Annotated in this window: 34 protein-coding genes and 8 pseudogenes; 20 read left to right on the top strand and 22 right to left on the bottom strand. The window is 24.3% G+C overall.

Annotated features, from left to right (window positions below; genetic code table 4):
• Window positions 1-144: 144 nt before the first annotated feature.
• The 3 genes and pseudogenes from AACK78_RS07475 to AACK78_RS03165 all read left to right on the top strand — a co-directional run bounded on the left by AACK78_RS07475 (window position 145) and on the right by AACK78_RS03165 (window position 3474).
• A pseudogene (locus AACK78_RS07475) lies at window positions 145-1122 on the top strand (IS30 family transposase).
• A 209-nt stretch (window positions 1123-1331) separates the two neighbouring features.
• Entirely contained in the window at window positions 1332-2888 is a 1557-nt protein-coding gene (locus AACK78_RS03170) for a hypothetical protein (protein ID WP_338956356.1), read from the top strand.
• A gap of 346 nt (window positions 2889-3234) precedes the next feature.
• Complete coding sequence (locus tag AACK78_RS03165) at window positions 3235-3474, top strand: hypothetical protein (RefSeq protein ID WP_338955951.1); 240 nt, start codon at window positions 3235-3237, stop codon at window positions 3472-3474.
• A 681-nt stretch (window positions 3475-4155) separates the two neighbouring features.
• Here AACK78_RS03165 and AACK78_RS03160 read toward each other — a convergent pair.
• The 4 genes and pseudogenes from AACK78_RS03160 to AACK78_RS07465 all read right to left on the bottom strand — a co-directional run bounded on the left by AACK78_RS03160 (window position 4156) and on the right by AACK78_RS07465 (window position 6405).
• Entirely contained in the window at window positions 4156-4752 is a 597-nt protein-coding gene (locus tag AACK78_RS03160; RefSeq protein WP_338956355.1) for a DDE-type integrase/transposase/recombinase, read from the bottom strand.
• Between the two features lie 21 nt (window positions 4753-4773).
• A pseudogene (locus tag AACK78_RS07470) lies at window positions 4774-4839 on the bottom strand (hypothetical protein); the annotation flags it as partial.
• Window positions 4840-5012: 173 nt separating this feature from the next.
• Window positions 5013-5276, bottom strand: coding sequence for a hypothetical protein (locus AACK78_RS03155; protein WP_338956353.1), 264 nt, complete (start codon window positions 5274-5276; stop codon window positions 5013-5015).
• A 164-nt stretch (window positions 5277-5440) separates the two neighbouring features.
• Window positions 5441-6405 (bottom strand): annotated as a pseudogene (locus AACK78_RS07465) (IS30 family transposase).
• Between the two features lie 961 nt (window positions 6406-7366).
• On the opposite strand from AACK78_RS07465, the gene AACK78_RS03140 reads away from it, so the two are divergent.
• From AACK78_RS03140 to AACK78_RS03120, 6 genes and pseudogenes are all read left to right on the top strand, one after another.
• Window positions 7367-7633, top strand: a complete 267-nt coding sequence (locus tag AACK78_RS03140; protein WP_338956349.1) for a hypothetical protein — start codon at window positions 7367-7369, stop codon at window positions 7631-7633.
• A 62-nt stretch (window positions 7634-7695) separates the two neighbouring features.
• A complete protein-coding gene (locus AACK78_RS03135; RefSeq protein ID WP_338956347.1) occupies window positions 7696-7869 on the top strand; it encodes a hypothetical protein in 174 nt (57 codons plus the stop codon).
• A gap of 44 nt (window positions 7870-7913) precedes the next feature.
• Entirely contained in the window at window positions 7914-8075 is a 162-nt protein-coding gene (locus AACK78_RS03130; RefSeq protein ID WP_338954996.1) for a hypothetical protein, read from the top strand.
• A gap of 67 nt (window positions 8076-8142) precedes the next feature.
• Window positions 8143-8415, top strand: a pseudogene (locus tag AACK78_RS07460) (hypothetical protein); the annotation flags it as partial.
• A 21-nt stretch (window positions 8416-8436) separates the two neighbouring features.
• Window positions 8437-8763 (top strand): hypothetical protein, encoded by a 327-nt coding sequence (locus AACK78_RS03125; protein WP_338955071.1) that lies wholly within the window; start codon window positions 8437-8439, stop codon window positions 8761-8763.
• Between the two features lie 89 nt (window positions 8764-8852).
• Window positions 8853-9035 (top strand): hypothetical protein, encoded by a 183-nt coding sequence (locus tag AACK78_RS03120; RefSeq protein WP_338955504.1) that lies wholly within the window; start codon window positions 8853-8855, stop codon window positions 9033-9035.
• Window positions 9036-9087: 52 nt separating this feature from the next.
• Here AACK78_RS03120 and AACK78_RS07455 read toward each other — a convergent pair.
• The 9 genes and pseudogenes from AACK78_RS07455 to AACK78_RS03080 form a co-directional block, all read right to left on the bottom strand.
• A pseudogene (locus AACK78_RS07455) lies at window positions 9088-9261 on the bottom strand (IS30 family transposase); the annotation flags it as partial.
• Window position 9262: 1 nt separating this feature from the next.
• On the bottom strand, window positions 9263-9427 hold the full coding sequence (locus AACK78_RS03115) for a hypothetical protein (RefSeq protein WP_338956345.1): 165 nt from the start codon (window positions 9425-9427) through the stop codon (window positions 9263-9265).
• A gap of 876 nt (window positions 9428-10303) precedes the next feature.
• The gene (locus AACK78_RS03110; RefSeq protein ID WP_338956343.1) at window positions 10304-10879 is read right to left on the bottom strand and encodes a hypothetical protein; all 576 of its coding nucleotides are present in this window, start codon (window positions 10877-10879) and stop codon (window positions 10304-10306) included.
• A gap of 12 nt (window positions 10880-10891) precedes the next feature.
• Entirely contained in the window at window positions 10892-10999 is a 108-nt protein-coding gene (locus AACK78_RS03105) for a 16S rRNA (uracil(1498)-N(3))-methyltransferase (RefSeq protein ID WP_338956490.1), read from the bottom strand.
• Window positions 10966-11283 (bottom strand): RsmE family RNA methyltransferase, encoded by a 318-nt coding sequence (locus tag AACK78_RS03100; protein WP_338956342.1) that lies wholly within the window; start codon window positions 11281-11283, stop codon window positions 10966-10968. The genes AACK78_RS03105 and AACK78_RS03100 overlap by 34 nt, the downstream gene beginning before the upstream one ends.
• 42 nt (window positions 11284-11325) lie before the next feature.
• On the bottom strand, window positions 11326-11613 hold the full coding sequence (locus tag AACK78_RS03095; RefSeq protein ID WP_338956340.1) for a hypothetical protein: 288 nt from the start codon (window positions 11611-11613) through the stop codon (window positions 11326-11328).
• A complete protein-coding gene (gene coaE / locus AACK78_RS03090) occupies window positions 11613-12188 on the bottom strand; it encodes a dephospho-CoA kinase (RefSeq protein WP_338956338.1) in 576 nt (191 codons plus the stop codon). Before coaE ends, AACK78_RS03095 begins: the two co-directional genes overlap by 1 nt.
• 38 nt (window positions 12189-12226) lie before the next feature.
• Window positions 12227-12472 (bottom strand): hypothetical protein, encoded by a 246-nt coding sequence (locus AACK78_RS03085; RefSeq protein WP_338956336.1) that lies wholly within the window; start codon window positions 12470-12472, stop codon window positions 12227-12229.
• Window positions 12473-12499: 27 nt separating this feature from the next.
• Window positions 12500-12613 (bottom strand): lipoprotein, encoded by a 114-nt coding sequence (locus tag AACK78_RS03080; protein ID WP_338956334.1) that lies wholly within the window; start codon window positions 12611-12613, stop codon window positions 12500-12502.
• A 33-nt stretch (window positions 12614-12646) separates the two neighbouring features.
• Here AACK78_RS03080 and AACK78_RS03075 point away from each other — a divergent pair, with 33 nt between their 5' ends.
• Together AACK78_RS03075 and AACK78_RS03070 are read left to right on the top strand one after the other, a co-directional pair.
• A complete protein-coding gene (locus AACK78_RS03075) occupies window positions 12647-12877 on the top strand; it encodes a lipoprotein (RefSeq protein ID WP_338956332.1) in 231 nt (76 codons plus the stop codon).
• Between the two features lie 30 nt (window positions 12878-12907).
• Complete coding sequence (locus AACK78_RS03070) at window positions 12908-13102, top strand: hypothetical protein (protein ID WP_338956330.1); 195 nt, start codon at window positions 12908-12910, stop codon at window positions 13100-13102.
• Between the two features lie 480 nt (window positions 13103-13582).
• Here the strand turns inward: AACK78_RS03070 and AACK78_RS03065 are convergent, their stop codons facing one another.
• Window positions 13583-14104 (bottom strand): lipoprotein, encoded by a 522-nt coding sequence (locus AACK78_RS03065; RefSeq protein ID WP_338956328.1) that lies wholly within the window; start codon window positions 14102-14104, stop codon window positions 13583-13585.
• A gap of 153 nt (window positions 14105-14257) precedes the next feature.
• Window positions 14258-14659 carry a hypothetical protein gene (locus tag AACK78_RS03060; protein WP_338956326.1) on the bottom strand — a complete coding sequence of 134 codons (402 nt, stop codon included), beginning with the start codon at window positions 14657-14659 and terminating at the stop codon, window positions 14258-14260.
• 329 nt (window positions 14660-14988) lie between these two features.
• Between AACK78_RS03060 and AACK78_RS03055 the strand changes: the two genes are divergently transcribed.
• A complete protein-coding gene (locus tag AACK78_RS03055) occupies window positions 14989-15120 on the top strand; it encodes a hypothetical protein (protein ID WP_338956324.1) in 132 nt (43 codons plus the stop codon).
• 35 nt (window positions 15121-15155) lie between these two features.
• On the opposite strand, the gene AACK78_RS03050 is transcribed toward AACK78_RS03055, so the two are convergent.
• From AACK78_RS03050 to AACK78_RS03045, 3 genes and pseudogenes are all read right to left on the bottom strand, one after another.
• Window positions 15156-15752 (bottom strand): DDE-type integrase/transposase/recombinase, encoded by a 597-nt coding sequence (locus tag AACK78_RS03050; RefSeq protein WP_338954388.1) that lies wholly within the window; start codon window positions 15750-15752, stop codon window positions 15156-15158.
• Between the two features lie 21 nt (window positions 15753-15773).
• Window positions 15774-15839, bottom strand: a pseudogene (locus tag AACK78_RS07450) (hypothetical protein); the annotation flags it as partial.
• Between the two features lie 257 nt (window positions 15840-16096).
• The gene (locus AACK78_RS03045) at window positions 16097-16276 is read right to left on the bottom strand and encodes a transposase family protein (protein ID WP_338956322.1); all 180 of its coding nucleotides are present in this window, start codon (window positions 16274-16276) and stop codon (window positions 16097-16099) included.
• An 86-nt stretch (window positions 16277-16362) separates the two neighbouring features.
• Between AACK78_RS03045 and AACK78_RS07445 the strand changes: the two are divergent.
• Window positions 16363-16599, top strand: a pseudogene (locus AACK78_RS07445) (DDE-type integrase/transposase/recombinase); the annotation flags it as partial.
• A 39-nt stretch (window positions 16600-16638) separates the two neighbouring features.
• A complete protein-coding gene (locus AACK78_RS03040) occupies window positions 16639-16821 on the top strand; it encodes a hypothetical protein (protein WP_338955504.1) in 183 nt (60 codons plus the stop codon).
• A gap of 470 nt (window positions 16822-17291) precedes the next feature.
• Here AACK78_RS03040 and tsaB (AACK78_RS03035) read toward each other — a convergent pair whose 3' ends face one another.
• Both tsaB (AACK78_RS03035) and tsaE read right to left on the bottom strand, forming a co-directional pair.
• A complete protein-coding gene (gene tsaB / locus AACK78_RS03035) occupies window positions 17292-17864 on the bottom strand; it encodes a tRNA (adenosine(37)-N6)-threonylcarbamoyltransferase complex dimerization subunit type 1 TsaB (RefSeq protein ID WP_338956320.1) in 573 nt (190 codons plus the stop codon).
• Between the two features lies 1 nt (window position 17865).
• Complete coding sequence (tsaE, locus tag AACK78_RS03030) at window positions 17866-18327, bottom strand: tRNA (adenosine(37)-N6)-threonylcarbamoyltransferase complex ATPase subunit type 1 TsaE (protein ID WP_338956317.1); 462 nt, start codon at window positions 18325-18327, stop codon at window positions 17866-17868.
• A 112-nt stretch (window positions 18328-18439) separates the two neighbouring features.
• Here tsaE and AACK78_RS03025 point away from each other — a divergent pair, with 112 nt between their 5' ends.
• Complete coding sequence (locus AACK78_RS03025) at window positions 18440-19438, top strand: NAD(P)/FAD-dependent oxidoreductase (RefSeq protein ID WP_338956315.1); 999 nt, start codon at window positions 18440-18442, stop codon at window positions 19436-19438.
• 215 nt (window positions 19439-19653) lie between these two features.
• On the opposite strand, the gene AACK78_RS03020 is transcribed toward AACK78_RS03025, so the two are convergent.
• A complete protein-coding gene (locus AACK78_RS03020; RefSeq protein ID WP_338956302.1) occupies window positions 19654-20103 on the bottom strand; it encodes a hypothetical protein in 450 nt (149 codons plus the stop codon).
• Window positions 20104-20314: 211 nt separating this feature from the next.
• On the opposite strand from AACK78_RS03020, the gene AACK78_RS03015 reads away from it, so the two are divergent.
• From AACK78_RS03015 to AACK78_RS03000, 5 genes and pseudogenes are all read left to right on the top strand, one after another.
• Window positions 20315-21253, top strand: coding sequence for an RluA family pseudouridine synthase (locus AACK78_RS03015; RefSeq protein WP_338956313.1), 939 nt, complete (start codon window positions 20315-20317; stop codon window positions 21251-21253).
• 25 nt (window positions 21254-21278) lie between these two features.
• Window positions 21279-21482: a hypothetical protein gene (locus tag AACK78_RS03010; protein ID WP_338956311.1), complete on the top strand. Its 204-nt coding sequence runs from the start codon at window positions 21279-21281 to the stop codon at window positions 21480-21482.
• A 98-nt stretch (window positions 21483-21580) separates the two neighbouring features.
• Entirely contained in the window at window positions 21581-21844 is a 264-nt protein-coding gene (locus tag AACK78_RS03005; RefSeq protein WP_338956310.1) for a hypothetical protein, read from the top strand.
• Window positions 21811-22083, top strand: a pseudogene (locus AACK78_RS07440) (hypothetical protein); the annotation flags it as partial. The gene AACK78_RS03005 and the pseudogene AACK78_RS07440, both read left to right, overlap by 34 nt.
• A gap of 21 nt (window positions 22084-22104) precedes the next feature.
• Window positions 22105-22701: a DDE-type integrase/transposase/recombinase gene (locus tag AACK78_RS03000; protein WP_338956281.1), complete on the top strand. Its 597-nt coding sequence runs from the start codon at window positions 22105-22107 to the stop codon at window positions 22699-22701.
• 471 nt (window positions 22702-23172) lie between these two features.
• Here the strand turns inward: AACK78_RS03000 and tsaB (AACK78_RS02995) are convergent, their stop codons facing one another.
• Window positions 23173-23745, bottom strand: a complete 573-nt coding sequence (gene tsaB, locus AACK78_RS02995; protein ID WP_338956308.1) for a tRNA (adenosine(37)-N6)-threonylcarbamoyltransferase complex dimerization subunit type 1 TsaB — start codon at window positions 23743-23745, stop codon at window positions 23173-23175.

The following is a 23745-nucleotide window of genomic DNA, read 5'->3' as shown; positions in this document are numbered from 1 at the left end:
TATAATTTAATTGCAATAATAATAATTAACAAGGCTAAAATACCAAACACCAAATAACGTCATATGCGGTTTTTTTCTTTACAATTTACAGTTATAATTTATGTACAATAATTATAACATTTTAAATATTTTAGGAGGTAAAGTGTGAAAAAATATGAAAGATTAGATTTTAATGAAAGAGTAAATTTGGAAAAATTAAAAGATAATGAATTATTTAAAAAAATGGAACAATTAATATTCGAAAAATTGCTAAGCAAATGAATAGAGATTCTAGAACTATTTGGCAAGAGTTAAATATGTTTGATAATATTAATGATTATAATGCTGCAAAAGCACAAAGAAATACATGATAAAAATAAAAAACAATGTCGTAAATATTCAATGTTAAATTCACAAGAATTAAGTCATTTTTCTAATGAATATAATAATTTTGGTCGTTCGCCACAAAATATTATTACTTCGTATGAATTACAATATAATGTAAAATTTGGTGTATGTTTTAAAACAATGTATAAATATATTAAATTAGGTTATTTTAATTTAAAAAAAGAAATGTTATATTTTAAAAATAAAAAAAGAAAAACAAAAAATGGGGAACAAAATGATAATCGTGGAAAATTACTTAATATTAGAGATTATAAGCAATTTTTAAATGATTATGGAAATGATTTAAGTTTTAGTGGAATTTGAAAAATGGATACTCTTGATTGTGATAATTTTTATTTGTTAGTTTTAGTAAATCGTAAATCAAAAATACTTTTTTATCATACTTTATTTAGTAAAAAGGCAAGTGTTGTATTAACAATTTTAATGAAAATGATTAAATAAATTGGTATTAGTAAATTTAGTTGTATTTTAACCGATAGAGGAAAAGAATTTTATAGATGAAAAACAATAGAAAAACACTTTAAAATAAGAGTTTATTTTTGTGATTCTGGTAAACCTCGCCAGAAAGGATTAGTAGAAAGAATAAATAGAGATATAAGGCGTTGATTGGCTCAAAATGAGCCATTAATTAATATTCGTAGTAGATTAAAATCTATTTTAGATATATTAAATACCATAATTAGACCTTGCTTGGAAAATTTTACATCAAGACAATATTTTAAAAAAATTTTTTAAATTAAATTAGTGTTTGTTAAGATTAGTAAAATTTATTTTTTGTTGTGTTTAATTTTATAATTTTAAAAATAAATATTAAAAATATTATTTTTAATTTAATATTTTTTGTAATTATTGTTTTTTATTTTTAATTTGTTATAATTTTATTAACTTTTTATGATTTAGTTTTACAGTATACAAGAACTAAATTAAAATGAGGAGGAAAGAAAATGAAAAAGTTATTAGCTTTTTTAGGATCTGTTTTAATAATTGCAGTCAGCGCTATATCTACGACAACATGCCATACTAAACAAAACGATGCATCGCTTGAAACTATTAAACGGGAATTAGAACAATATACTGAAATACCATTTTTAGCTTCATCATTAATGATAACAAACGAACAATTAGCTGAAGAGTTAGGGAATCGCCATACTTTAGAAAATTATAAATTAGTGATTAAAAATGATAAAACATTTGTTCAACCAAAAATTGTCGGTGGTAATGAGCAATCTAATACATTAGCTATCGCAGAACAACAAGAAGCCAAAGGCGATTTGGAAATTGTTAATGGGACTGCTAGCGTTAGTATTTTAAGAAAAGATAAAGAAGAATTATATATAATAATTCAATGAGTTGTCAATGAATTATTACATGTAAAAAATGCTGTTAACAAGATTAGTAGCACAAGTGATATAAAACAAAAAATTGATTTACCATTTCTACAGATTAAAGCAGGAATAAATCTAACTTTTGCTGACTTATATAGTTTTATCGGGCTTATTCCGTTACCAAAGGAAGAAATTATGAAAATTAATTTAATAAAAATTGCGGAATCTGATTTTATTTCAAAATTTGATAATGTATTAGAAATTATTACTAATAGTGTCAAAAATATCGGAGTCAATATTAACAGTTATCTTGATAAAGATATTTCTTTTAATAAAACAATTAAAGGGAAAGGAACAGTTAGAGATTTGTTACATAATGCTGCGCCTGATTTAATTGCGTTATTACAATGATTTGTTAAAGATGGAAAAGCAGAATGTGAAAAAACACATAATATAATTTTACCATTAGTTCAGTATTTATTATCACAAGTTAATTCAGACTTAAAAGCTAACATTAATGCTGCTTTTGGCGAGGGTGATTACTTTTATCAGAATACTGGGACAAATTTAGATAGTTTAGTATTTCACTTATTAGTTGGTTATAAAGCAGAATATGAAAAAACTGAAAGTAAATATCGAATATCGCTGGGATTTTTCGGAGAAATTGGCCAATGGATAGTTAAATCATTTTTTGGGTTAAAGCCAACTTTACTAGTCGGAAGTATTTTAGATATTTTTGTTTCAAAGAAAGATAAGCAAGGAATTGATAGTCTTAACTCTATTCTTCTGCAACCAGCAACATGAAAAGGAATTAAATCATACTTAAATTTATTTATTCCTAAAATTAACTTTTTTTTAGGACCATCATTAATGACTTATGCCGGATCTAATATTTTACGTGATTTAGGTGTAAGCAATACTGAGTTAAAAAGTAACGATGTTACAATGAACAGTGGGCGAGTTACCTTACAATTTAAAAATAAAGCACGGAACTGAGAAGACTTTACTGCTATTGTTTGTGAGAATGATAGCGTTAATTTAAACCAAATTTTAAATGCTGTTGATTTTAAATTAAGTTTTACAGATGTTAAATTTAAAGTTACAGCAAAAGTAAATGATAAAATTACTTATGAGACAAATGGAAAATCCCTCTTTGACATATGTTTTTCTAAATAATTTTTTTGTATACTGTAAAACTAAATCATAAAAAGTTAATAAAAGGCATCATGTACGATAAAGCTCTAAAAAACAACTCTTGTTAAATAAAAAGAGTTGTTTTTTATTTATAAAACAAAAATTATTAATTGATTCAGAGAAAGGACAACATCTTAAATTTTAAAATAGAAACTTTTTATCATAATTTTTGTTACCGTATTTAATTTGTGTTAGACATTTATTAAAAATCTTAGAAATCTTTACAAAGTGTAACTGTTTTTCTCCTATTTTAAGGTGTTGTCCTTTCTCTGCTTTAGTTAATTAATTTGCTAATAAATAAAAAACTTAATAAAGGAAGGAGTAAGTAATGGCAATTAATAAGCAACAAAAAATTTGCGATATTGATAACTGCTATAAAACAATATCGTTCATTACCGAAGAATTTGTATCAAATAGAGTTTTATGAACTTGTGAAAAACATAAAGATTTATTAAATCGAACAAAAGATAAAAAACAAAAGCGGTTTTATAAATGCTTAGAAAATTCAAAAATTATCTTTGATGATAAAACTGGTTCTTTTAAACTTAAATTTTATAAAACAACTTAATGTAGTGTGGAACGGTTATTTATTAATAATTAAGTACTAAATGGATTAAATAATTCATTTTCCACAGCCAGCCGCCGAGGCAAGTACTGAAATAGTGTATGAGGAAATATGTAAATCGGCGCTGGTTATATTTAACTAAGCGATAGTCGTGATAAGTGTATGGTCAACATCAAACGACAATAAATATTGAGATGATCACTTTATAAATAAATTTGCGATAGATATTACTTCTTAGAAGTGGCAGCGGTTTAAAACAAACCACAAAGGCAGCACTAGGCTCTTCAAGGTGCTAGTGAATTTATTTTAAAAACTGAACGTTTTGACCTGAAATGGTGCGGATGAAGAGAGAGAATTATCTGGTGTAAACAATAAAAAACAACTGTCGATTATTGAATAATATACCGCAACCGCTTACCCTCAAAGTGAAGCGGACGGCGAAGTAAATAAATAGATAAATACCTTAATTATATAACTAATTCTCGCTTTGGCACTTTCACTCGAGAGTGAGTGCCAGCGAATTAAAAAAAGAGAATTAAAAAAATTAATAAAATAATTTAACAAAGGGATATATATGAAAAAGAAAAAGTTAAATAAATACATAATTAATAAATTAAATCAAATAATGCTTAGAAGTTACCTTGTATTAGACTGCACCCTGTTTAGTAAGTATTAATAAAAGGTTTACAAACTTTCATTTATTATATATTTTTCTTTTTGGTTTGAATATCATTTATTTCATTTTTTAACATCATTAATATATTCATTATGAGATTTATAATTTTTATTATGAATTGTTCCTTTTTTAAGTAATGAATGAAAACTTTCAATAATAATGTTGTCTGCACAATGATAATTTTTACCCATTGAAATTATAATTTTGTTATCTAAATATTTACTATTGTAATCTTTAGATGTATATTGATATCCGTGATCTGAATGAATTATTATTTTATTTAAATCTTTTTTTATTTTTTTAATTTTATTAATTGCATCATTTAAATTATCAATTACAAGTTTGTTATTATTAAATTTTGATCATTTTACATCAATAATTTCTTTAGTATATCCATCAAGTATTGTTGATTGATAATGTTTTTTACCATTTCAAATTAAATAAGTTATATCAGTAAATAAAATTGAAAATCTTTCTTTAATATCATTAAAATTACGATTTACTAAATCAGGATATTTAATTATATTTTTATTTCTATTTTGTTTTATTAATATTTTTCTACGCATACGCTTTACATATTCAGCTTGAATATTATTTTCTTTCATAATTCGCAATACTTTCTTAGCATTATAAACAATGCCATAATCTTCTTTTAAATATTTGGTAATTCGACAATAACCAAATTGTTTTAAATTTTCTTCATAGACTTTTACAATATTTTTTAATGATTCGCTATCCTTACCATTACTTGAATAATTTTTATATTTATCTCAATAACTACGCTTTAAATCTGTTATATCAAGTAATAAATTTAGTGGATATTTATTAATGTTTTCTTTGATAAAAGATACAATTTTTCTTTTATTTAATTGTAAAAGTCATGAAGCTTTTTTAGTAATTCATACCTAACTTTGTAATAGTTTAAATCTCTTTTTTCAAATGATTCTTTTGGACCTTTATTGGTGTTTAAAATTCCTTTCTTAAAATTTTCATACCATGAAGCAACAATTTTTTTATTAATTTGATATTTTTTTGCAATAAAACTTATACTATTATTTTTAACCTCTTGTACTATTATTTTTCGAAAATATGCTGTATATTTATTAAATTTTTGTCCTTTTCTTGCCATATAAAAATGCACCTCCTTTAAAGTTTAGCAAAGACTTTTTTTCTTTACTTACTCTTTTGGGTGCAGTCTAGTTTTTTTTAATATTTATTTTTAAAATTATAAAATTAAACACAACAAAAAATAAATTTTACATCAAGACAATAATTTAAAAAAATTTTTTTAAATTATTGTCTTGATGTAAAATTTTCCAAGCAAGGTCTAATTATGGTATTTAATATATCTAAAATAGATTTTAATCTACTACGAATATTAATTAATGGCTCATTTTGACCCAATCAACGCCTTATATCTCTATTTATTCTTTCTACTAATGCTTTCTGGCAAGGTGTTTACCAGGATCACAAAAATAAACTCTTATTTTAAAGTGTTTTTCTATTGTTTTTCATCTATAAAATTCTTTTCCGCTATCGGTTAAAATACAACTAAATTTACTAATACCAATTTATTTAATCATTTTCATTAAAATTGTTAATACAATACTTGCCTTTTTACTAAATAAAATATGATAAAAAAGTATTTTTGATTTACGATTTACTAAAACTAACAAATAAAAATTACCACAATCAAGAGTATCCATTTCTCAAATTCCACTAAAACTTAAATCATTTCCATAATCATTTTAAAATTTATTATAATCTCTAATATTAAGTAATTTTCCACGATTATCATTTTGTTCCCCATTTTTTGTTTTTCTTTTTTTATTTTTAATATATAACATTTCTTTTTTTAAATTAAAATAACCTAATTTAATATATTTATACATTGTTTTAAAACATACACCAAATTTTACATTATATTGTAATTCATACGAAGTAATAATATTTTGTGGCGAACGACCAAAATTATTATATTCATTAGAAAAATAACTTAATTCTTGTGAATTTAACATTGAATATTTACGACATTGTTTTTTATTTTTATCATGTATTTTTTGTGCTTTTGCAGCATTATAATCATTAATATTATCAAACATATTTAACTCTTGCCAAATAGTTCTATAATTTCTATTCATTTGCTTAGCAATTTTTCGAATATTAATTGTTCCATTTTCCTTTTTAAATAATTCATTATTTTTTAATTTTTCCAAATTTACTCTTTCATTAAAATCTAATCTTTCATATTTTTTCATACTTTACCTCCTAAAATATTTAAAATGTTATAATTATTGTACAATAATTATAACATTTTAAATATTTTGGTAGTCAGAAAAAAGTTGAGGTTTTATAAAAATTATAAATAAAGTAATTAAATATAAATTAAAGTAATCGCTTATTAGAGCGATTTTTTTATTTGCATTATTAATCAGATAGTATCTTTAAAATTAAAAATTAACCTATTTTTTCCCTACAAATTAGTTAATTTTTATAATTTCCTTTCTGTGATTTATTATATTTTTTCGGTTCAACTACTAATAATATCATTTTTAATAAAGGTACTATCTGATGAATAATGCAATCTAAAACTTAATATTTTGATGCTTAAAGATGGATAACTCATCTATGGCACGAAGCCTTAAAGAAAGTATGAAAGCGATTGGATTTACTACTCCTATTTATTTCTTTAATTCTCGGCAAGATTAATCACTTGCGAAATGTCAGATCATGTGTTTTTTGGCTTGTTTTCATAAAAAGAGTGTTGTTAAACCGAAAAAAACAATATCGGACACTAAAAAAACAAGAGGGTTGGAACTCCAAAAGGTTATTTTCTTTATATAAAGTTGTCTAGGGATGGATGAAGCGTAATTAATAACTGGGTAAACTATTTTTTTGTTTATTTCCGTATGGGGGTAAACTCTATAAAAATATCCTATCTGCCGCCCGCTCACCTTCAAAGTGAAGCGGGCGGCGAAGTAATTAAATACTAAAATAAATTATTTACTAAATATCAAAATATTAACCAATAAAGGAATATTATGTTTTTTTACAGAAAGGAAAATATTTGATGAAAAAATGAAATAAAAAAAGTAAAAATAAATTACAAAAATTAATGATACGAGCTTATCCAGTAACGGTAAATGATATTAATGATGAAATTTGAGCAACAAATAAAAAGAATTAAGGAGTATAGATAAAATCCCAGAATATAAAAGTTTGTATATTAATAAAACTTGAAATGAAATAACAACATCTTTTGATTGAGTTAATTGTCAACCTATCAATTGTCATATTTCACATCATAAAAAGCATTATGATTTGCAATGTTTAGAATGAGCCAAAATGTACTTAAATTTATTTAAAGATAAGTGAGATGTTATTGCTTCTTATATGCAACATTACAAAATTAACGATATTTTAGATTTAGCTTCCGATGGATGAAAAATATTACAAATTAACCAAAAAATCAAAGAAATAAATTAAAATATATTATTGCAATTGACCCTGCTGGAATTGGACAAACTGGTATTATTATTTATAATGTTTTGCAAAAGAAAATAATTAATAATATTACTTTTAATTCCAAAAATGAAGAAGAAGCAATAAATAATATGTATTTAATATTAAATCAATTTAAAAATAAAATTTGATCTTATTTAAATAAAGTTATTGTAATAATTGAAGATTATCAACTAGACTGCACCCAAAAAAGTAAGTAAAGAAAAAAAGTCTTTGCTAAACTTTAAAGGAGGTGCATTTTTATATGGCAAGAAAAGGACAAAAATTTAATAAATATACAGCATATTTTCGAAAAATGATAGTACAAGAGGTTAAAAATAATAGTATAAGTTTTATTGCAAAAAAATATCAAATTAATAAAAAACTGTTGCTTCATGGTATGAAAATTTTAAGAAAGGAATTTTAAACACCAATAAAGGTCCAAAAGAATCATTTGAAAAAAGAGATTTAAACTATTACAAAGTTAGGTATGAATTACTAAAAAAGCTTCATGACTTTTACAATTAAATAAAAGAAAAATTGTATCTTTTATCAAAGAAAACATTAATAAATATCCACTAAATTTATTACTTGATATAACAGATTTAAAGCATAGTTATTGAGATAAATATAAAAATTATTCAAGTAATGGTAAGGATAGCGAATCATTAAAAAATATTGTAAAAGTCTATGAAGAAAATTTAAAACAATTTGGTTATCGTCGAATTACCAAATATTTAAAAGAAGATTATGGCATTGTTTATAATGCTAAAAAAGTATTGCGAATTATGAAAGAAAATAATATTCAAGCTGAATATGTAAAGCGTATACGTAGAAAAATATTAATAAAACAAAATAGAAATAAAAATATAATTAAATATCCTGATTTAGTAAATCGTAATTTTAATGATATTAAAGAAAGATTTTCAATTTTATTTACTGATGTAACTTATTTAATTTGAAATGGTAAAAAACATTATCAATCAACAATACTTGATGGATATACTAAAGAAATTATTGATGTAAAATGATCAAAATTTAATAATAACAAACTTGTAATTGATAATTTAAATGATGCAATTAATAAAATTAAAAAAATAAAAAAAAAGATTTAAATAAAATAATAATTCATTCAGATCACGGATATCAATATACATCTAAAGATTATAATAGTAAATGTTTAGATAACAAAATTATAATTTCAATGGGTAAAAATTATCATTGTGCAGACAACATTATTATTGAAAGTTTTCATTCATTACTTAAAAAAGGAACAATCCATAATAAAAATTATAAATCTCATAATGAATATATTAATGATGTTAAAAAATGAAATAAATGATATTCAAACCAAAAAGAAAAATATATAATAAATGAAAGTTTGTAAACCTTTTTATTAATACTTACTAAACAGGGTGCAGTCTAAAAAGTATTTTTTATTTACGATTTACTAAAACTAACAAATAAAAATTACCACAATCAAGAGTATCCATTTCTCAAATTCCACTAAAACTTAAATAATTTCCATAATCATTTAAAAATTGCTTATAATCTCTAATATTAAGTAATTTTCCACGATTATCATTTTGTTCCCCATTTTTTATTTTTAATTTGTTATAGTTTTATTAACTTTTTATGATTTAGTTTTACAGTATACAGTTCTTTTTTTCTTGTTGGTAAATCATATAAATAAGGTGGATCAGTTAATATTAAATCAACGCTATCATTTTCTAATGTTTTGATAAAAGATAAAGCATTAGTATTTGTTAACTTACCCAAATTAGTCTTAAATTATTTCATTAAATTATCATCCTATTTTTTTATTTTATTAATCTAAAATTATTAAATATTTTTTTAGCATTATTTTTTATATAATTTTAAGATATGTTTATCAAAAATATTTAATTTAATATATTTATATTATTTGTTTGTGATAGAGATTGAAATAAATATATTATTAATACTTTTTACTTACTTTTACTCTAATTTATTTATTAACAAATATGTTAATTTTGTTATTAACTAATTATTTATGAGAGAGTGAGAGAAATATTAATATTTTCTTTTTTTTATTTCTTTATATCTCTGTCTTTTAAATAAATATATTAAATATATAGTAAAAATAAATTTTGGCACATTTAAAATGTGCCAAAATAGTAAAAATTGGCACACTGAAAAATACTATTAAGTTTTCAAAGATCGTATATTAAATATTAATTTTTTAATAAGTAATTAAGTGTGCCAATAGAGATTAATATACCGAGACAGAGAAGAGACAACACCTTAAATTAGAATAAGAACAGGTACATTTTTTGTAAAGATTTCTAAGATATTTAATAAATGTGCAAACAACTTAAAGAGGACATCAAAAAGTTGTTATAAAGTTTTTTATTATATAAAAATAAGATGCTGTCTTTTCTCTGTTTCAATTAAATTAATCTATAATTATGGTTTTATAAATAAATAAACCATTTTAGTAAATGATTTATTATTCTACTCAATTTCTAAGTTTTTTAAAAACCCTTCTTTTCTTTATGCGACCGCTTTATTTGCATAATTTCAACCTCCTATAATATAATTAACTTAAAAATTAACTTAAAAAAAGTTAACTAAATTAATAGTTAACTTTTTATGATTTGGTATTTACAATTTACACTAATTAGGATTTTTATCATCATCAAAGAAAGGATTTTCGCCTTTTTTTGCTTGGCCTTCATTTCCCTCTTCCAGACCATTTTTCGCTGCTGCTTCCTCTTTTTCTCATTGTTTTGAATCTTGTCAATTTTTCTTAACAATAAAAATCCGTTCTTCAACACGAACAATTGATTCTGATACTGAGCAAGCAATTGTCCCAATAAAGACTGTTGGAAATCAGACATATCAGAAAATACAAATTTGCGATGAATTTAAAACTTTTGTATTAGCTAAAATTAAAAAAAATAAACTAATGGCAAAAATTAAGTATTGGCCAATATAAAAAAATTGTATAAAAATAATATGTTTTCGTAATAATTGAAAAGGTGTTTTTTTTAACTCATGAATACGAACTAAATGATAAATAATAAAAATAATAACAGCAAATCCGATTAAAATATAACCAATTTTATAACCTGTCACGGCTGGGATATCTCATTTTTGTAAGCCTAAAATTAGAAAAATTAATACTAGTGCGGTATATAAAATTATATTTGCAACACTAACTAGTGATTTAATCGATACTACTTTTGTCATCTTTGTCTTCTCCTATAATTCCTTTTCATACATAATTATTGCCAAAAGAGCAACTGGTGCTGTTTCTGCTCGCAGAATCCGTTCTCCTAATGAAACGGGATGATAACGATATGAAGATAAAACAGCAATTTCCGCTGGGGTAAAGCCCCCCCTTCTGGTCCAATTACAATTGTAATTGTTTTAAAATCTTGTTGTAAAAATTCTTTTGCCGAAACAGTTTCGGCAATTTTTTCATAACAAACAAGATTAATATCACTTTGATATTTTTTCAAAACTTTTAAGTCACTTTCAACATCATGAATCAATGGCACTTGATTCCGATAAGATTGCTCTGTCGCTTCTTTACAAATTTTTGTCCAACGTTCTATCTTCTTAACATTATTTTCACCTTTTAATTGTACCACACAACGGCTAAACTGAAAGGGAATTATTTCATTAACCCCTAATTATGTTGCTTTTTGTAACAAATAATCTCATTTTGTATTTCGAATTAATCCAGCAATTAAACGAACTTTAATGGGGCTCTTATGATTCTGATTTAATTTTGTAATTAATTTAAATAAATACTTTTGGGGTGGTTGTACTTCTAAGGTTGTTAAATAATGTTCACCATTATAAATACAAATAATTTGTTCTTGATCTCTTAAACGCAAAACTTGTTTAATTTGTTTAATATCATCTTCAACTAAACTAAAATAATTATCTTCTAAATTCTTGGCTACAAAACGATGCATTATTGTTCATCTCCTAATATTTCATTCATTATTTCATCTAATCTCTGATATAGTTCTACCAATGATTTGTTAGTTATTATTTTATAATCTAGTTTCATCTGTTTAAAAAAAGTTTCTTGAATTTTTAACAATTGTTTTGTTTGCGCCGCTGTTTGCTGATCACGAGCGTTAATCCTATCAATAATTATTTCTTCGCTAGTTGTAATAAATATTTTTGCTTTAAAAACAAGGTCTAATGTGTTCAACCCAATCGATTCAACTAAAAAATTTTGGTCTGGATGATTATTAATAATTGTCGTAATTTGTTGATTAATCTTTGGCCACAAATAATTATTTAATTTATTATTAGCAATTGCATCAGTAAAAATAATTGTTCGTAACAAGTCACGGTCAATAATCCCACTATGAACTATCCCGGGAAAAGTTTCTTCTAAAAAAGTTAAAACTGCTGGTTCTTGCACAATTTCTTTCGCAATTTTATCCGCATTTAAATAAGTAAAATGATATTTATTTTGCAAATATTCACATGCGCTTGTTTTTCCAGCGCCAATATAACCATAAACACCAATAATCATTATATTTAGTTCCTTTCAAAATACCGCTTGTTAAAAAATTAATTTAAATTTAATAAATCTTCTGCAACAATAACATCAAAAATAGCATCAGCAACAGCCATTGTCTCCAGTACTGTATAATGAATCCCATCATATTTAGTTTGATCTTCACAATGGGGATTTGCTGATAATTGTAAATTAACAACAGGGATTTTTAAATTTGCAAAATATTTTTGATAAGCAGTTGGTAATGATGTTAATAGGTCGCGCCATCATGGTAAGTAAGTGTAAATTGTAAATTCCAAATCATAAAAAGTTAACTATTAATTTAGTTAACTTTTTATGATTTGGAATTTACAATTTACAGGTTTTTCGCAACTAATTAATGATGTTGTACTTGTTGCTGTTAATCCGACTGCTCCTAAAATACTTAGCAACTTTTTCATATTTTTATCTCCTTATTTAAAATGTTATAATTTATGTACAATAATTATAACATTTTAAATATTTTAGGAGCAGTCGGATTAACAGCAACAAGTACAACATCATTAATTAGTTGCGAAAAACCAAATAATAGTGAAAACGGGGGGGTAATAAACCAGAAACCAAACCACAACAAGCACCAATTGGAAGTAATTGAATATTGTAAATTACGCGGGATAATTTATTCTTTACGTTTTAATTTGTATACTGTAAATACCAAATCATAAAAAGTTAACTATTAATTTAGTTAACTTTTTATGATTTGGTATTTACAGTATACAAATGATAAATTTATTAGTTCTTATAAAACAATAGAAATAAGTAATCTTAATAATTTACAAGTAGAATGTGGACAACCAGATATAGAAGATTTTATTCCTAATAGAAATATTTATTTATATGGTGGGATTAAAAATTGTAATAATTTATTATTTTCATTATTAGATTTATAATTAGAAGAAAGTGGTTATTCACAAACTGATAAAGTTAATTTCCCAAATACTTTTATAATAAAGGATACGAAAGAAATACCTATAAATGATGTTAAAACATTTACTACTGCTTATACTGATGGATTAGATGATAAGATTTATTTTAATAAATATAAAGCACCAGATATTAAGTATAAAGTATATTTTTCAACACAAATAACAAAATTAAAAAATAAAGACAATGACAAAATTAGAGAAACATATTTACAAGCATATTATACTAATGATATAAAATTTAAAATTAGATTTTCAAAAACATATCTTATTAATTTATCAATAGCAATTATATATAGTACTAGATGGTTTTGAGATAATAAAGAGTCAATTATTTTAGATGTTAATAACTCTATTTTAGGTATTAGAAATAAAAGTGATAGTCCTATTAAGATTACATTTAAACCAAGATAAAAAAAGAAAAAAGAGATTTAATTATTTCTTTTTTTATTCTCCGTTAACTTTTACTTTACCTTTATCATCAATAATTAAGTCGGGCACATTATCAGTTAAATTTCAACGATAAACTGATTTAAAACGATATCTATTACTAATTCATGGCGAAACAACACTTTTAGAACGGATAAAAAGTGTGTTAATTATATCATTTTGTTGATATCATTCTAAATTTAGTTTATAGTCTTCATCTTCATTTTTAGCATCAAGCTCTCTATTTGTATGTAATCTATCCACTAAAATATCATTTTTAAACTTGGTAATATTTCAATTTTTACTTTTTCATACAACACAATATCATTTATTATCACCTGTATTAAATGGTTTTTCTTGTGGTGCTATTCATTCTAAGTTGTTTTTAATAGTTTTATCTGTTGTATTTATTTTGTTTTCTTCTTTTAATTTTGCTAATTCTTCTTTTGTATATTCTTGTGGTCTATTACAAGCAATTAAACTTGTTGTGCTTGTTTCTATTAAAGCGATTGTTGCTAAAATACTTAATAATTTTTTCATATTTATCCTTTCTGTTTTATATATAATTTTGTTTGTTAATTTAATTAAAAATGAAAATAAAATTTGTTTATTTTCATTTATTTATAGTTTAATAAATTTTTTAATTTGCTTATTACTATTAAATTAATTATTTATAATATCAATATTAATTTTTTATACATACAAATTTTGTGTTTTTTCAATATTTTTTATTGCTCTATCCATATTTTTTAAAAATTGATCCTGATCTAATGAAACATACTTCATAGAAATTTTTTTAAATTCATTTTTATAATTTTCTAATGCTGTTTTAATTTTATTAATTTCAGTATCTTTTTTTGCAACTATAACTTGCAATTCTATAGCATATTGTTTCCATCATTCACCATGTTGACGATAATATTCTGCGTGGTGATGAGCTTCTGGTCCTTGTGGTCCAGAAATTGGCGATCAAGTTGGTCTTTTAACCCTTTTTAATATTTTTTCTTGTTTTTGATAAGGACTGGCAGCAATTGTTGTTGGTACAGCAGTTCCACTAATTGTTAAGACACTTAATAAACTAAGTAATTTTTTCATACTTGTTTTTCTCTTTTCTTAATCTTGAAACTTTATATCAAGATCTACCTGCATTATATATATATATATATATATATACAAGCAAAATTATGAATTATTTAATAAATTTATCTTTTAAAATAACTCTTATTACATGTTTTAAGTGCTAAATTAGCAATCAAAGATATTAAGTTTAGTTATAATATTTATATATTTATATATTTATAAAAAGTATTGTATTAGTAAAATGTTAGCATACAATTAAGTCATAAGTTTAATCTTTTTCCGTAAAAAAAGAGTTATGCTGACTTGTTAATCGAGCAAGAATAAAAAAAGAGGAGTTATATAAAATGGCACTTACAAAAGAACAATTAATAAAACAAGGTTTAAGTGAAGAGATTGCAGATAATATCTTAAATCAGTTTAATAATGAAGCAAAGCAAATTAGAGAAAGTATGCAAAAAAGCGAAGATGTTATATAGACTGCACCCTGTTTAGTAAGTATTAATAAAAAGGTTTACAAACTTTCATTTATTATATATTTTTCTTTTTGGTTTGAATATCATTTATTTCATTTTTTAACATCATTAATATATTCATTATGAGATTTATAATTTTTATTATGGATTGTTCCTTTTTTAAGTAATGAATGAAAACTTTCAATAATAATGTTGTCTGCACAATGATAATTTTTACCCATTGAAATTATAATTTTGTTATCTAAACACTTACTATTGTAATCTTTAGATGTATATTGATATCCGTGATCTGAATGAATTATTATTTTATTTAAATCTTTTTTTATTTTTTTAATTTTATTAATTGCATCATTTAAATTATCAATTACAAGTTTGTTATTATTAAATTTTGATCATTTTACATCAATAATTTCTTTAGTATATCCATCAAGTATTGTTGATTGATAATGTTTTTTACCATTTCAAATTAAATAAGTTACATCAGTAAATAAAATTGAAAATCTTTCTTTAATATCATTAAAATTACGATTTACTAAATCAGGATATTTAATTATATTTTTATTTCTATTTTGTTTTATTAATATTTTTCTACGCATACGCTTTACATATTCAGCTTGAATATTATTTTCTTTCATAATTCGCAATACTTTCTTAGCATTATAAACAATGCCATAATCTTCTTTTAAATATTTGGTAATTCGACGATAACCAAATTGTTTTAAATTTTCTTCATAGACTTTTACAATATTTTTTAATGATTCGCTATCCTTACCATTACTTGAATAATTTTTATATTTATCTCAATAACTACGCTTTAAATCTGTTATATCAAGTAATAAATTTAGTGGATATTTATTAATGTTTTCTTTGATAAAAGATACAATTTTTCTTTTATTTAATTGTAAAAGTCATGAAGCTTTTTTAGTAATTCATACCTAACTTTGTAATAGTTTAAATCTCTTTTTTCAAATGATTCTTTTTAACCTTTATTGGTGTTTAAAATTCCTTTCTTAAAATTTTCATACCATGAAGCAACAGTTTTTTTATTAATTTGATATTTTTTTGCAATAAAACTTATACTATTATTTTTAACCTCTTGTACTATCATTTTTCGAAAATATGCTGTATATTTATTAAATTTTTGTCCTTTTCTTGCCATATAAAAATGCACCTCCTTTAAAGTTTAGCAAAGACTTTTTTTCTTTACTTACTTTTTTGGGTGCAGTCTAATATAAAGAAAGATTTTTAATTTTATTTACTGATGTAACTTATTTAATTTGAAATGGTAAAAAACATTATCAATCAACAATACTTGATGGATATACTAAAGAAATTATTGATGTAAAATGATCAAAATTTAATAATAACAAACTTGTAATTGATAATTTAAATGATGCAATTAATAAAATTAAAAAAATAAAAAAAGATTTAAATAAAATAATAATTCATTCAGATCACGGATATCAATATACATCTAAAGATTACAATAGTAAATGTTTAGATAACAAAATTATAATTTCAATGGGTAAAAATTATCATTGTGCAGACAACATTATTATTGAAAGTTTTCATTCATTACTTAAAAAAGGAACAATCCATAATAAAAATTATAAATCTCATAATGAATATATTAATGATGTTAAAAAATGAAATAAATGATATTCAAACCAAAAAGAAAAATATATAATAAATGAAAGTTTGTAAACCTTTTTATTAATACTTACTAAACAGGGTGCAGTCTATAAGTTACACTTTGTAAAGATTTCTAAGATTTTTAATAAATGTCTAACACAAATTAAATACGGTAACAAAAATTGTGATAAAAAGTTTCTATTTTAAAATTTAAGATGCTGCCCTTTCTCTGAATCAATTAATAATTTTTGTTTTATAAATAAAAAACAACTCTTTTTATTTAACAAGAGTTGTTTTTTAGAGCTTTATCGTACATGATGCCATTTTAATGATTTTTTATGATTGTATACTGTAAAACTAAATAATTATAACTACATCCTTCTTTTAGATGTTCATTAACAATTTTAATAATTAATTCTTTACTTCTATGATTTTTTTTCATAATAAAATGCACGCCATTTCTAGTTTACACAAATGTTTTTATTTTTGTGTCTAACTATATAGGGGCATTCCACTATTATTTACTGGTTTAAAGTAACCATTTAACTTCAGTCCTTTTTCAAGTATTGTGGTTCTAAGGTTGTCATATCGTCAACTAAACGAAAATGTTTTTTTAGAGCAAGATAATTTTGCCCTAAATCCACAGCTTGTAAATCACAACGAAATTCATAATCTGGAAATTGTTTGGTAATTTCAAGACACGTTTCATAATCTAGCACTTGACTTGGAATTACTTCTGTTCCATTACTAACTACCGCAAAATAATGTTTTCCACCCCGCGCATCAAGCATTGAAATAACATTATCTAACCCCGCTTGGTAAATTAAAGTATTAATCGTATATACTTTAACCGCTGGATTAATTACTTTAATAGTTTTAACAATTGTCATTGGAATCCGTACACCAGTATAACTACCTGGCCCAGACGTTAAATAAAAATTATTAATATCTTGCAATTTTAATTGATGTTCACTTAATAACTGCATAATGGTTGGTAAAGTTGTTTCAGTATGACGACGAGCATTATTATGGTGGACTTGGCCAATAATTTTCTCGTCTTGTTCTAAAATTAAAATTAAGAAATCAGTACTAGTATCAATAAATAGATTTAACATCTTATCCTTCTTTTCCTAATGCTGCTGATAAATCCGGATTATTAGTTTTAATGGTAAAAAGACGTTCTTGGTCGTGTCCTACCTTAATGGTAATTTTAATTATCTCATACTTTGAACTTATTTGGTTACTAATTAATGCTGGTCATTCAATAATATTAATCCGATCGGGAAAATAGTCAAAATAGATTTTCCATTCTTCTTGCTGTTCTAATCCGGCTAAGCGATAACAATCCATATGATTAACACCAATATCGTCTTTTGTTGTATATTGCTGCATAATCAAAAAGGTTGGTGAAGTAACTGATTCAGTTACTCCTAAAACTTGTAATAAATATTTAGTAAAAGTCGTCTTCCCAACAGCTAACGGGCCTTCTAATAATAAACATAAATTACGCTGTAAAAATGGTGCAATTTTTTCAGCTAAAATTTTTGTTGCTATCTCATCTTTAACAATTATTTTCATCAATAACTCACTCTCTTTTATTATTATATATAGGAATTAATTATTGTGCTAGACTTTTAAAAAAATATGTAATAATTAAAGTGCAGAAAAATTAGAAAGATTGTTATAAAAAATGAAAGATATTTTAATTATTGGGGCTGGCCCTGTTGGTTTGTATGCGTGAAGTTGCTCCGGGATGTTAGGATTAAGTGGTTATGTCATTGAAGGAAATGACAACCCTGGTGGTCAACCTTGAGAATTGTATCCTGAAAAACCACTATACGATATGCCTGGTTTTAAAGAAATTAAAACAAAAACTTTTATTGAAAATTTAATGCAACAAGCTGAAACACACACCGGGCAAATAACATACGTTGGCAAAACTAATTTACAAAGTGTTACGGAAACAAAAGATGGGTTTACCATTACCCTAACAACAAACCAAATCCTCACTGTTAAAACAATTTTAATTACAAGTGGTAATGGTGTGTTCACCCCAATTCGCTTAGAGAATCTTGATCCTGTCCAAATATATGATAATTTATGATATGCTGTTAAAAATCCAACTCTGTTGGCAAACAAAAAGATTGTTATTCTAGGAGGTGGTGATAGCTCTGTGGACTGGGCAAATCATCTTGTTGAAGATAATATTAGTAATGATGTAACAATTGTTCATCGCCGTGAACTATACCGTGCAAAAGAAAGCAGTGTTCAAAAGTTACAAAAAAATAAAGTGAAGGAATTAAAACCTTATCATGTTGAAGCGGTTGACACAAATAATAATAAAATTACTACTTTAAGAATTTCCAACAAAACAATCAAGGAAACATTAACAATTAATGCTGATTATTTTATTGTTCAATATGGGGCAAAAGTTATGCCAACAATGTTACAACAATTTACATTAGCAACAACCCCAATGCGAAAAATCATTATTCAACCAAATGGTCAAACTAGTCATCCCCACATATTTGCCGCTGGAAATAGTGTCTATTATGAAGGGAAGTATTACAATATGGTAACTGGTTTTGGTGAAGCTATTAATGCACTCTATAATATTACTAAAATCATTCATGGGCAAAAATATCACCCTGGATATTTAAGTGCTGTATATTGTAAAACTAAATCATAAAAAGTTAATAAAATTATAACAAATTAAAAATATTGTTTTTAATTTGTTATAATTTTATTAACTTTTTATGATTTAGTTTTACAATATACAGCACGGAATTCAGGGTATATTTGTTGCTAGTAGTAAACCAAAAGTAGATATGAAGATTGATATTCCACGATTAAAATTATCTAAAATAGGATTAGTATTTACAATTTACAGTTTGTAATTACTTACTATTTGTTTGTAGGTGTTATACTTGTTGAAGAAGGACTAGTTTTATTGGCACGAATTTCCCCAATTCCTTCTAATAATCAAATTAATGAACCAATTATAGCGATTAATTCACCAACAACAATTACTCATGTTGAAACTTCTTTTGTTGAAGTAATAATTGCTCCAATCACTCCAACAACTGCAATAGTAATAAAAATAATTCCTGCAACTAGTTTACCGATTTTATGTCGAATAAAGGTTGTAATAAAAATAAATAAGAAAGCTGTAATTAAAATAATTGCGCCATTATCGCCACCAGTATTATGAAGATCAAAAAGTTTTGTGTTAACATGAACGCTTGGAAAAGAATTTAAAATTGCCAAGATAAATAATCAAAACCCAGAAATTCAAAGCATTACTTTTTGGAATGTTACAGCAATTTTAATTGTTGCATATTTCATTTTTGCCATTGTTTTCCTCCTTAACTATAACATTATTTATATTATAACTTAGTTTTAAAAATATTGGTGATAAATTAAATAATTCGTAAGAGGCGTCCTGTACGATGAACCGGCAAAAAACAATTTTTGTGAGATTGTTTTTTGCCGGTTCATCGTACAGGACGCCTCTTATAAATACTAATTTTCATTATATAATTTAACTATGAAAAATGGGGGAAGTATGGAACAAAAAGCAGTTATTACGTTAACAGTGAAAGCAAATGATGTTAATCAAACGATTTTTAATTTCATTAAAAAAATGTTTCAAATAACTCCTTTATCAGTTATTTACAAGTTATTCCGCAATAAAAAAATTAAGGTAAATAACAAAGTAGTAAAAAAGCGAAACTATAAACTGCAGTTAGGGGATCAAATTCTTATTTTCGATAAAAATTTAGTTGTCACAGAGCGCCAACAACAAACAACTATTCTTGATGCAAAATTATTACCATTACAAGTTGTTTATGAAGATAAAAACATTTTAGTGGTTGATAAACCCCATGGTGTTGAAATGCATTCTAATTTTCATGTTTCGTTAGATGCAATGGTTCGTAATTATTTAATGCAAAAACAAGAATATCATCCTCAGGATAAACAATCTTTTGTTATTTCACATGTCCATCGCTTAGATAAATTAACGCGTGGCTTAGTTCTATATGCTAAAAATAAAATTACTTTAGATTTATTATTAACAAAAATTAATCAAAAAGAATACATTGAGAAAAATTATTTAGCGAAATGTGAAGGGATTATTTCCGAAGATGACTTTATTTTAACGGGTTATTTGTGTAAAGATGAGCCTAATCAAAAAATGGGTTTTACTAAAATTTCCCAACCAATAGCAAAGGCAGTTAGCACGCATTTTATCGTTCAAGAGCGATTGGCAAATGCGACTTGATTAGAAGGAACATTAATAACTGGTCGGAAACATCAGATTCGAGCATCGTTAAGTTATTTCCATCATCCGGTTGTTAATGATATTAAATATGGGGCGAAACAAATAACAAAAGCTTATATGATTGCCTTATATGCAACAACATTAAGTTTCCATAACTTACCAGATCATTTAGCGTATTTAAATGAAAAGGTTATTAAAATCTCAGAAAATATTATAAAATAAAAACATTAGAAACGAGGTAAAGTAATTGTCAACAAGAAAAGGAATTTTTAGTATTTTAATTGGGGCTTTTACTTCGTTAATTGGAACATGTTTTCAATTTACGCTAATGTATTTATTAATTCGTAATTATGGATCACAATTAAACGGGTTTGTAAAGAATAGCGTGGCGATTGTCTCTTTTTTAGGAGCAGTAGCGGGTGATTTAGACTGCACCCAAAAAAGTAAGTAAAGAAAAAAAGTCTTTGCTAAACTTTGACTAGACTGCACCCAAAAAAGTAAGTAAAGAAAAAAAGTCTTTGCTAAACTTTAAAGGAGGTGCATTTTTATATGGCAATAAAAGGACAAAAATTTAATAAATATACAGCATATTTTCGAAAAATGATAGTACAAGAGGTTAAAAATAATAGTATAAGTTTTATTGCAAAAAAATATCAAATTAATAAAAAAACTGTTGCTTCATGGTATGAAAATTTTAAGAAAGGAATTTTAAACACCAATAAAGGTCCAAAAGAATCATTTGAAAAAAGAGATTTAAACTATTACAAAGTTAGGTATGAATTACTAAAAAAGCTTCATGACTTTTACAATTAAATAAAAGAAAAATTGTATCTTTTATCAAAGAAAACATTAATAAATATCCACTAAATTTATTACTTGATATAACAGATTTAAAGCGTAGTTATTGAGATAAATATAAAAATTATTCAAATAATGGTAAGGATAGCGAATCATTAAAAAATATTGTAAAAGTCTATGAAGAAAATTTAAAACAATTTGGTTATCGTCGAATTACCAAATATTTAAAAGAAGATTATGGCATTGTTTATAATACTAAGAAAGTATTGCGAATTATGAAAGAAAATAATATTCAAGCTGAATATGTAAAGCGTATGCGTAGAAAAATATTAATAAAACAAAATAGAAATAAAAATATAATTAAATATCCTGATTTAGTAAATCGTAATTTTAATGATATTAAAGAAAGATTTTCAATTTTATTTACTGATGTAACTTATTTAATTTGAAATGGTAAAAAACATTATCAATCAATAATACTTGATGGATATACTAAAGAAATTATTGATGTAAAATGATCAAAATTTAATAATAACAAACTTGTAATTGATAATTTAAATGATGCAATTAATAAAATTAAAAAAATAAAAAAAGATTTAAATAAAATAACAATTCATTCAGATCACGGATATCAATATATATCTAAAGATTATAATAGTAAATGTTTAGATAACAAAATTATAATTTCAATGGGTAAAAATTATCATTGTGCAGACAACATTATTATTGAGAGTTTTCATTCATTACTTAAAAAAGGAACAATCCATAATAAAAATTATAAATCTCATAATGAATATATTAATGATGTTAAAAAATGAAATAAATGATATTCAAACCAAAAAGAAAAATATATAATAAATGAAAGTTTGTAAACCTTTTTATTAATACTTACTAAACAGGGTGCAGTCTATAAGTTACACTTTGTAAAGATTTCTAAGATTTTTAATAAATGTCTAACACAAATTAAATACGGTAACAAAAATTGTGATAAAAAGTTTCTATTTTAAAATTTAAGATGCTGCCCTTTCTCTGAATCAATTAATAATTTTTGTTTTATAAATAAAAAACAACTCTTTTTATTTAACAAGAGTTGTTTTTTAGAGCTTCATCGTACATGATGCCATTTTAATGATTTTTTATGATTGTATACTGTAAAACTAAATAATTATAACTACATCCTTCTTTTAGATGTTCATTAACAATTTTAATAATTAATTCTTTACTTCTATGATTTTTTTTCATAATAAAATGCACGCCATTTCTAGTTTACACAAATGTTTTTATTTTTGTGTCTAACTATATAGGGGCATTCCACTATTATTTATTGGTTTAAAAGTAACCATTTAACTTCAGTCCTTTTTCAAGTATTGTGGTTCTAAGGTTGTCATATCGTCAACTAAACGAAAATGTTTTTTTAGAGCAAGATAATTTTGCCCTAAATCCACAGCTTGTAAATCACAACGAAATTCATAATCTGGAAATTGTTTGGTAATTTCAAGACACGTTTCATAATCTAGCACTTGACTTGGAATTACTTCTGTTCCATTACTAACTACCGCAAAATAATGTTTTCCACCCCGCGCATCAAGCATTGAAATAACATTATCTAACCCCGCTTGGTAAATTAAAGTATTAATCGTATATACTTTAACCGCTGGATTAATTACTTTAATAGTTTTAACAATTGTCATTGGAATCCGTACACCAGTATAACTACCTGGCCCAGACGTTAAATAAAAATTATTAATATCTTGCAATTTTAATTGATGTTCACTTAATAACTGCATAATGATTGGTAAAGTTGTTTCAGTATGACGACGAGCATTGTTATGGTGGACTTGGCCAATAATTTTCTCGTCTTGTTCTAAAATTAAAATTAAGAAATCAGTACTAGTATCAATAAATAGATTTAACAT

Origin of the sequence: Spiroplasma endosymbiont of Polydrusus cervinus (genome assembly GCF_964019755.1) — a bacterium.
Lineage (GTDB): Bacteria > Bacillota_I > Bacilli_A > Mycoplasmatales > Mycoplasmataceae > Spiroplasma.
The sequence above is the reverse complement of the archived record's forward strand: the minus strand, read 5'-3'. Positions and strand labels throughout refer to the sequence as shown.